The following is an 8,630-nucleotide window of genomic DNA, read 5'->3' on the forward strand; positions in this document are numbered from 1 at the left end:
TCTATATTTCGTTTTTTATTTCTCCAAATTCCGAAAACTCCTTTTTATCAGAGCTAAAAAGGAACAGATAATCGAGATCGAACCCACCGTTTGGGGTTCTTGTAACCAGCTTGGTTCTGCCGCTTCCTACGAGCATGTGCTGGAATTTCAGATTCATCGATGTTTTCAGATGATGGTGCAGGTGTGGGAGGCATTCTGCAATAAACTATCTATTGTATTGAGAATATTCTTTTCTGGGTACGTATTCAATTTTCACTTCTTCTTCGCCTTCTCTTCTCTGCGGAGACGTTTCCACATGCGGAACAGTGCAATATTGTATGGTACGGAAAGGTACTCTCCTATGTGTTTCTTGTAATAATCTTTTCTTTTGCGATATTGTTTTAAACGGATGAAGTCTCTCTCGGTGAATTGGATGATGTCGGATATTTCGGCAATCTCCTTGTTTATGCGATTCAGTTCATCGTTCGTGTCCCTTTTCTCGATTTCGAGCCCCTCGAGTTCCTTCTTCAGTTTGGAATACTGCCTCGTTGCTTCTTGGTGTTTGTCGGCATTTATTTTGGATGTGCTGCGAAGCCATACCAGAGAGCACATAACAGTAATTATGGACAAGACGTTCATGGATGCCTTCTGCCAAGACTCCGAATTATCGAAATCATAGAACGTCATGCTGCATATTGCAACGGAAGAGATGACCGACAGCGCTTCCAGTAGCCATGATCTGAAAACCAACTCATCCCTTTTTCTTGAATGCATTGTCAGCATAGAATCGATCCTGTTAGCAATCTCATCTCTGCTGGGTCCATCGGCGGCCTCTTCACCGCAACATTCTTTCGATTCCTTCACAGTCATTTTTCTCCTCGCATTTTTTCAGACTTTCATGGAGTTTCGAGTATTCTTCAGATATTGCATGGCGTCTTTTTATTGAAGCACTTTCCAAGTTCTTCGTCGACATATCTAGATTGCCCTGTGCAGTCGGGTTGCGGATTATGGACTCTGAACGCGATATATCCCACTAAATCCGTGATCATTTTCTGAAGACTGGCGTTGCTCGGCATTTGTTCGAATTTTTCTAATGCTATGCATTCAATATCATGTGAAGTAAGTCTGTATTTGTGTTCCATATTCGTGTTAAGTCTCTTTACTAATGTTATCGCTGTTTTTACTTTGCCGTCATGTTTGCGATCGATACTTTCAAGATTTCTGGTAAATTTTTCGGATCGAAGATTTCCAACGGAGCCGTCTCCCGACGCGATGTATTTTTCTTGCCATCATTGATCATCGGGACGAATTGGTATCTCCTGCCGTGAATGGCGATTGTTACAGCATGTTTTCCTACACGTACAATTTTTGAATGAGGCAGTTCTTTCAGCATCGAGGTAATTACTTTTTTAGATATTCTGGGAGCCATCGCTAAATAAGCAGGATTATTTAACTGTACCAAAAGGTCAACGTCGCTGTTCTCCGCATCGAATGTTCCGTGTTGATATGAACCTGCGAGAATAATTTCAATCTCGTCATTTCTTTTTCGAAAATTTTGCTGATGAAATCTATGTTGTATTCGATCTCCATTTGTTCGTATGGATCTGGGGACAGCCATCTGCCGAATTCAGAGAATACATTTCCTGTCTACATATTCTCGGATTCCATTCAACTAGATATATTGTCTATATAATATATATATAAACAATTTTTTTTTGACATTGCGCATAAAGATAAAAATGCGATTTTATCAATACTTCCGCAGTCTGCTGTCGCTTTTATTATGGCGTCGAGAGCTTGCAGAGCTGATGTTTTCGAATGATGCGAACGGATCGTCAGAGATTGTTTCCTTCCGTAATTATAGCCGGTGTAAGCGCCAATCTGAGCATTTTCAATCGAAGACACAGGTAGCAAGAACCGCCGTTTGTTGTCTTGATCACCTTTGTGCTTATCTCCCCTATTATTCCCATTTCCGATATTCCTCGGTTTTATTCTCACAGAACCATTCTGGGAATTCCTTCCACTCTTTCCTATTGCTGTTATGTCTGTCGGGGAAAGGGTTGTCGATATTAATCTCGGCGCATTTTTTAGTCATCATACATTATAATGTTAATAACAGTATTTATAATAATAGTTAATAACTATGCATTGGAGATGTGAATTCTTACTTGTAGAGTGTATATGCTCCCTGCCGGCATCTCCATTATTGCTATCGACCGTTGCTAATTATCTCGGGCGGAAACTGCCATCAATCTCCCCGTCCGGGACCGCTGCGATCGGCTCTTCTAGAAGTTTTGATCCGTCCGCTGGGCCGTTCTTTTGTCTGTATGTAATTACTTAGAAATCAATAAGACATTATTCGAAACTCATACGGAATTGTGTTCGGAAATCCGCTTCGAATCCTTATATATCATGCGGATGCCCCCGTATTCGTTCGGGAGGACGGCGCTGATACCGAAGAACAGGATTTCACCGAATAATACGGAGCGAAACATGTTCATCGGTGACGGGCTTCGTATCCTGCAGCATGGATATTCCCATCACCAATTGCAGATAATTTGTTGTTTCAATAAATTTAAATCGATAATTTGCAAACTTTTGGTAAATTTTAAGTTTAGAAATACATTTTGCATATTCATGTTGATCAGCTTCAGTGTCTCCAACTTCAAGCTTTTCAAAGACGCGGCCGTCCTGGACATGACCGCGACTGCCGACAGGAAACTCGGCGACAACGTCATGGATGCGGGGATGAAGCACGGCATTCTCAGGACCGCCTCGGTCTACGGGGCGAACGCATCCGGGAAGACAACCCTCTTCCAGGCAATGCAGCTGTTCAGGAATTTCGTCATGCTCTCCCCCACCCATATGGATAATGTGAGGCTCAACTACACCCCGTTCGCCCTGGACCCCTCCTGCTCCGGCAGGCCCACCCGCTTCGAGACGGTATGGGTTGTCGGCGGCGTGAGATATGCTTACTCGTTCTCCTACGATTCCGAGAGGATCGCCGAGGAGTCCCTTTCATATTACCCCAACGGCAGGAAGACGAAGGTGTTCGAGAGGATGGGACAGGAGTTCTCCTTCGGAAGCGACAAGAGGTTCAGGGAAGGCAATGCGAGGAGGGTCAAGGAAAAGACCCTGTTCCTATCGGTCTCAGCGCAGTTCAACGATGAGGTCTGCGCGAAACTCTACAACTGGATATCCTCCGGCATGATGATAATGTGCGGCTACGATCAGGCAGTGTCCCTGGAAATCCTCACGGATTCCATGTCTAGAAACGATAGATTCAGGAAACTTATCCTGAAAGCATTCAAGATCGCCGATTTCGGCATCATCGACGTTTTCGACAACAACAAGAAAAGGTCCCCCAAGCCCCCCCAGGTAGATCCGGGCGTCCCCTTCCTGGCCGTACAAGACCTGAGGGTAAAGCATTCCGTGAACGGCAAGACTGTGGTGTTCCCCATATCTTCGGAATCCTCCGGGACCGTCCGCTTCATGAGCGTCATAGGCCCGGTCGTCAGTGCCCTGCTGAACGGATGGACCCTTGTCATCGATGAGATTGATATGAGCTTCCACACCGACGTATGCCAGTGGATACTGGGCCTTTTCCTGGATCCGGCCGAGAACAAACACGGGGCTCAGCTGATATTCAACACCCATGAGGTAGGCCTCCTCGACCAGAACATCGTCAGAAGGGACCAGATATGGTTCACCGTCAGGGACTGGGATACAGGTGCGAGCGACCTGAGGAGGCTGTCGGACTACAAGGTCAGGAACAGCACCGACATACGGAAGGCCTATCTCAACGGCAGCTTCGGAGCGAAGCCCTTCATAGCCCCCGAAAGGCTGATGGAGTGAGACATGCGCGAATTCCGGCAGATCCCAGCCGTGCTTGTGGTGACGGAAGGGTATACGGAGAAGACGTTTCTGAACCATCTGCGCGAGAGGAACATGGGGTGCTCCCTCACAGTGATGAAGTCCCCGGAGGCAAATCCCAGGAAGCTCATCGGATACACAGTATCCCAGATCAGGAATAAGGGGATCGAACTCAGGAGAGGCGACAGAGCATTCTGCGTTTTCGACACGGACTATACCAGCCAAGAGGATCTGGAAAAGGCCTCTGCACAGGCGGCCAAGCACGGCATCGGGCTCATTGTCTCCAAGCCTTGCTTCGAAACGGTTTTCCTGGCGCATTTCGGATATGATCTGTCTTTGCTGAGGAGCCCGGCCGATGCGCAGTCCGCACTGGAGAAGTTCATACCGGATTATTCCAAAACAGGCGATTATTGGAACCTCCTCATCGGGAAGCGCGGCGTGGCCGAGAGGATCCTGAGAGGATGCGACACCGCTGTCCGCCTTAGGAAAGCAGATAACGGTTCCAATCTGTTCGAGCTGTTCGATGCCATCGAAGAGTATCGGCACAGATGAGAGAACGTTTTGCTCATCATTTCTGCCTTTCCCTGAGTTCGCCGTTTGTATAAACTGCCGGAGTCCGGCCTATCGCAGAATCCTATAACGGCTGCCGATAGGCTGCTTAATTCTAAGTTGAATCCGAATCCGAACAGAGCGTGGCGCGACTCAGAGCAACTGAAGTTCAGGAAGAAGTACCAGGCAGTTTCCGGTGGTTGCAGCACGTTCCTGCTTTATGCTCTTCCGGCCCTGAATGCTGTGCCGAACGTGCGGCCGTCCCTGCCGGACATTCTGCAGTTTCATTCGATCCAGGGGAATCCGGAGGAACATCATGGAAGGTTCAGTGAGCGCCATCAGCCGACTGAGGAAACATATATCCGCAACGGGATGCAGTAATGCTCTGTTCGGGGCCGATGCTATGCAAGATGTCAGATTGAAGAAGGTAACGATCCGCGGTTTCAGGTCGATCAAAGACTGCACGATCGACCTGGGCAGCATCAATGTCCTGATCGGCCCCAACGGTTCCGGGAAGTCCAATTTCATATCCGCATTGTTCTTCCTGCAGAATATCCTCGATAAGAACCTCCAGAGGGCCGTGGGGATAGCCGGCCTGCCCTCTTTGCTGTACGGCGGGATGAAAAAGACGAAGATCATCGAGATGGAGTTCTTCTTCGACAACAATTCCTACGGTTTCCAGCTGGTCCCTAACGATTCCGGCAATCTTGTTTTCAGCAGTGAATACTATGGATGGAATGATGTGCACACTCCAGTGCGCAGGCAGGTCCCCTACGGGTTCGAATCCGAATATGAGAAAGGGGTTCTGAACGGGATCGATCCTTACGTCAGGCCCGTGCTGGAGGCGAGGAAATGGAGAGTATACCATTTCCATGACACTACGGCCTCTTCCGGGATGAAGCAGGCGGGATGCTGTCCGACAGTGTTTTCCTGCATCATGACGCTTCCAATCTGGCGCCCTTCCTTTACATGGTAAAGAAGTCCCATCCGGACTCATATAGCGATATCGTCCGCGCGGTCAGGCTGGTAGCCCCCTATTTCGAGGATTTCGTGCTGGAACCGAATGCGGAGAACAATGAGATAATACTCCTGAGATGGAAGCAGGTCGGTTTGGACGAGGTGCTGGGCGTGAACCAGCTGTCCGACGGGACCATCCGCTTCATATGCCTGGCGGTCCTGCTCCTGCAGCCTCCTGAGCTGCAGCCGTCCGCTATCATACTCGACGAACCGGAGCTCGGTCTTCATCCCTACGCCATCTCATTGTTCTCCGAGCTGGTCCACAGGGTATCCGCCGACAAGCAGCTGATAATATCCACTCAGTCTGCTGAGCTCCTCGATTATTTCGATGCCGATGACATCATCGTTGCCGAACTGACCTCGGACGGCTCTAAATATTCTCGCCTATCCTCTGAAAAGCTCAGGGATTGGCTGGACGAGTACACGCTGAGCGCCGTATGGAAGAAGAACGTCTTCGGGGGACAGCCGTGAGCAGACTGTACATTTACTGCGAAGGGCACACCGAGAAGATGTTCACGGAGAAACTTCTGCAGCCGTTCTTCGGATCCAGGGGATCGCGGCGAATACCATACTGGCGGGGAACGGCAGTTCCGGCAGGAAGGGCGGGATAATAAACTACACTCAGGTGAAGAGAGACCTCTCCAGGATATGCAGAGAGCATTCTCACGAGTACGTCACCACAATGATCGATTATTCTCCGGTCATCAGCCTTCCTCTGGAATATGATATGTCGGGTACGATGTACGATGTCGTCCGTTCGAAAGAAGCGGCGATCGAGAAGGACATCGGTGCACTCAATCTGATGATGAATTTCGAGCTTCACGAATTCGAGGCATACCTGTACTGCAATCCCGATGCATTTGCCGGATACGGAAAGGCGGCCCCGGACAAGATAAGGAAAATCGTCAGCCGGGCGTCATGCCCCGAGATGATAAACACCGAACCCAATACTCTGCCGTCCAGGAGGTTGGACGGAGTCATCCCGGGATATACTCATGCAAAAATATTCAATACGAGCAAGATCCTGGAGGGAATTACGCTGGATCAGATAATCTCCGAATGCCGGCACTTCGGATATTGGCTGGACAGAGTAAGCAGGACCTGCGGCGAACCGCATTCGCGGTCGGAGCACATTGTTCCGCGAGGGTTATTGTAACCGCTGTTCAGGTATCCGGAAACCGATGCTATTCGGATGCGGGATCATACAGCCTTTCCGACGTCATTCGTGCATTTATAATTAACAATTGTTAATCAATTGAATAACAGCGCAGTCTCCGCCAGTCTCCGGCCGAGGAAACAAAACAATTTCTTTCTGATTTTCGGCTGTATTCAGCGGCCTCCTACAGTCCCCGCAGATCCTGCGGCCAGCATGGTCTTTCTGCAAAGCATATCCGACATCTGCGGCGTATCATTGTCCCAGATTATTGCTTGGAAACGTAAGAGACAAAATTCAATACAGAAGCAGTAATGATAAAATATCAATATTGTCATGATTCAATCATGGCGGAAATGATGTACTGCCCCAACTGCGGGCGCAATGTCGACGTCACCAAATGGACGGGGACCCGCATAGCGATCCTCATAATACTCCTGATCCTCGGGATAATCTTCGGCCTGATCTACCTCATCTATGTGGCCACCAGGGATAAATCGTGCCCCGTGTGCGGCACTCCGGCCGCTATGCTGCAGGCGCCCCGCTACGGCTCGGCCGGGTCCGGCCCTCAGACAGGAGCGTCCGCAGGAGAGGCTGTCTGCCCCATGTGCGGAGCCTCGGGCCCGTCCGGTTCCGAATACTGCGCCGAGTGCGGCGCCAAGCTCAGGTGAGGATAATCGAACTCCGCGGCGGGCTTGCCGCCGCGGATATGCCTGTCCATACTCCTGCCGGCCTGAGGGATTGGCCCGATGCATATTGGAGAATGCTGTTACGGCATGGCCGCGGCGGACGGGAAACATGATCGGCGATGTTTTCCGGGTTTCAGAAAATGGTTAAACAGACGGCCGGAGATTTAATGAACCGACGTAAAGCGCAGGATGGACTTGTTGTTTGCCTGCGTAATTTCCACATCACTTCTTTCAGAAGGGTATTTGGTCATTAGCTTGTACCGTAAAATATGCCAATTATATATGGGATAAAGTCGAAATGCCTATATGTTATCGTATTGAGATAGGTTTGTTCAGGTAAACGGCATTGCTGAAGCTGAATGAGTCTGATCTTATTTGCCAATGCTCTCTTTTCAATCCACGTATTTAGAAAATACGGTCATCATGTGTTTCCCGCGTAGGCGGGGGTGATCCCGTTTCAATCCACGCACCCGCGAGGGGTGCGACTACCCTATTTTGAGCTATTTTGAGTTTTGTAGGAGTTTCAATCCACGCACCCGCGAGGGGTGCGACGATAGCCTGCATCGTACCGCCGACGATCGATAGCGTGTTTCAATCCACGCACCCGCGAGGGGTGCGACGGGATCCTCTGCTATGTCGGGGACTACCGTTACGTGTTTCAATCCACGCACCCGCGAGGGGTGCGACTCCACCGTGAGGCCGATGATGGCCTGCGGCTGGACGTTTCAATCCACGCACCCGCGAGGGGTGCGACTGTCAGCCCACATGGCCACGGTGTCGATGCGCCCGTTTCAATCCACGCACCCGCGAGGGGTGCGACTCTTCGTTCCGGCGGTACTCCTTGTAATCGTCTGTTTCAATCCACGCACCCGCGAGGGGTGCGACTTCGGGATTGCCCTGCATCCACTGGCATGTGCCATAGTTTCAATCCACGCACCCGCGAGGGGTGCGACACGGCGACGTGTTCCGCTGCCAGCTTCGGCAGGTGGTTTCAATCCACGCACCCGCGAGGGGTGCGACACCGACGCGCAGACGACCATCGACACGCAGATCGTGTTTCAATCCACGCACCCGCGAGGGGTGCGACCAGTGGTAGTTCCTGAAGTCACCAGCGCCGTTGTAGGTTTCAATCCACGCACCCGCGAGGGGTGCGACTGGTGGGCGGTGATGTGCGCCACAGAGACATCCGGTTTCAATCCACGCACCCGCGAGGGGTGCGACGACGAAATCCTCGCCTTCGGAATGGACATCTCCGGGTTTCAATCCACGCACCCGCGAGGGGTGCGACGACCTGGTCATTGGCGACGCCGTCAAACCCTGCGGAGTTTCAATCCACGCACCCGCGAGGGGTGCGACCTTGATCATTGTGG

At 50.6% G+C, this 8,630-nt stretch carries 8 protein-coding genes and 1 CRISPR repeat array; of the genes, 6 read left to right on the forward strand and 2 right to left on the reverse strand.

All coding sequences use genetic code 11. The annotated features are described in order from the left end of the window. Window positions 1–252: 252 nt before the first annotated feature. Together AUQ37_RS06290 and AUQ37_RS09615 are read right to left on the reverse strand one after the other, a co-directional pair. A complete protein-coding gene (locus AUQ37_RS06290; RefSeq protein ID WP_157844317.1) occupies window positions 253–849 on the reverse strand; it encodes a hypothetical protein in 597 nt (198 codons plus the stop codon). Window positions 850–1,159: 310 nt separating this feature from the next. Next, window positions 1,160–1,597 carry a nucleotidyltransferase domain-containing protein gene (locus AUQ37_RS09615; protein ID WP_082662449.1) on the reverse strand — a complete coding sequence of 146 codons (438 nt, stop codon included), beginning with the start codon at window positions 1,595–1,597 and terminating at the stop codon, window positions 1,160–1,162. 1,019 nt (window positions 1,598–2,616) lie between these two features. On the opposite strand from AUQ37_RS09615, the gene AUQ37_RS06300 reads away from it, so the two are divergent. The 6 genes from AUQ37_RS06300 (at window position 2,617) to AUQ37_RS06325 (ending at window position 7,242) form a co-directional block, all read left to right on the forward strand. Continuing rightward, the gene (locus AUQ37_RS06300) at window positions 2,617–3,834 is read left to right on the forward strand and encodes an ATP/GTP-binding protein (RefSeq protein ID WP_058747876.1); all 1,218 of its coding nucleotides are present in this window, start codon (window positions 2,617–2,619) and stop codon (window positions 3,832–3,834) included. 39 nt (window positions 3,835–3,873) lie between these two features. After that, window positions 3,874–4,404 carry an RloB family protein gene (locus AUQ37_RS06305; protein WP_157844318.1) on the forward strand — a complete coding sequence of 177 codons (531 nt, stop codon included), beginning with the start codon at window positions 3,874–3,876 and terminating at the stop codon, window positions 4,402–4,404. Between the two features lie 415 nt (window positions 4,405–4,819). Beyond that, window positions 4,820–5,377, forward strand: a complete 558-nt coding sequence (locus tag AUQ37_RS11290; protein WP_201013817.1) for an AAA family ATPase — start codon at window positions 4,820–4,822, stop codon at window positions 5,375–5,377. Next, window positions 5,371–5,889, forward strand: a complete 519-nt coding sequence (locus AUQ37_RS11295) for an AAA family ATPase (protein WP_201013818.1) — start codon at window positions 5,371–5,373, stop codon at window positions 5,887–5,889. Before AUQ37_RS11290 ends, AUQ37_RS11295 begins: the two co-directional genes overlap by 7 nt. Window positions 5,890–5,989: 100 nt before the next feature. Next, window positions 5,990–6,574 (forward strand): DUF4276 family protein, encoded by a 585-nt coding sequence (locus AUQ37_RS06320; RefSeq protein WP_255354893.1) that lies wholly within the window; start codon window positions 5,990–5,992, stop codon window positions 6,572–6,574. Between the two features lie 344 nt (window positions 6,575–6,918). Continuing rightward, window positions 6,919–7,242 (forward strand): zinc ribbon domain-containing protein, encoded by a 324-nt coding sequence (locus AUQ37_RS06325; RefSeq protein ID WP_157844319.1) that lies wholly within the window; start codon window positions 6,919–6,921, stop codon window positions 7,240–7,242. Window positions 7,243–7,649: 407 nt separating this feature from the next. Next, window positions 7,650–8,616: direct repeats of the CRISPR family, unit length 32 nt; unit sequence GTTTCAATCCACGCACCCGCGAGGGGTGCGAC. Window positions 8,617–8,630: the final 14 nt, after the last annotated feature.

The sequence above is a fragment of the Candidatus Methanomethylophilus sp. 1R26 genome, from assembly GCF_001481295.1.
In the GTDB taxonomy this organism is placed as follows: Archaea; Thermoplasmatota; Thermoplasmata; order Methanomassiliicoccales; family Methanomethylophilaceae; genus Methanomethylophilus.

What these genes read in the sequence shown, in the direction of transcription:
- AUQ37_RS06290 (WP_157844317.1), bottom strand. Translation starts at nt 849, where the DNA reads ATGACTGTGAAGGAATCGAAAGAATGTTGCGGTGAAGAGGCCGCCGAT.
- AUQ37_RS09615 (WP_082662449.1), bottom strand. Translation starts at nt 1,597, where the DNA reads ATGGCTGTCCCCAGATCCATACGAACAAATGGAGATCGAATACAACAT.
- AUQ37_RS06300 (WP_058747876.1), top strand. Translation starts at nt 2,617, where the DNA reads ATGTTGATCAGCTTCAGTGTCTCCAACTTCAAGCTTTTCAAAGACGCG.
- AUQ37_RS11295 (WP_201013818.1), top strand. Translation starts at nt 5,371, where the DNA reads ATGGTAAAGAAGTCCCATCCGGACTCATATAGCGATATCGTCCGCGCG.
- AUQ37_RS06325 (WP_157844319.1), top strand. Translation starts at nt 6,919, where the DNA reads ATGGCGGAAATGATGTACTGCCCCAACTGCGGGCGCAATGTCGACGTC.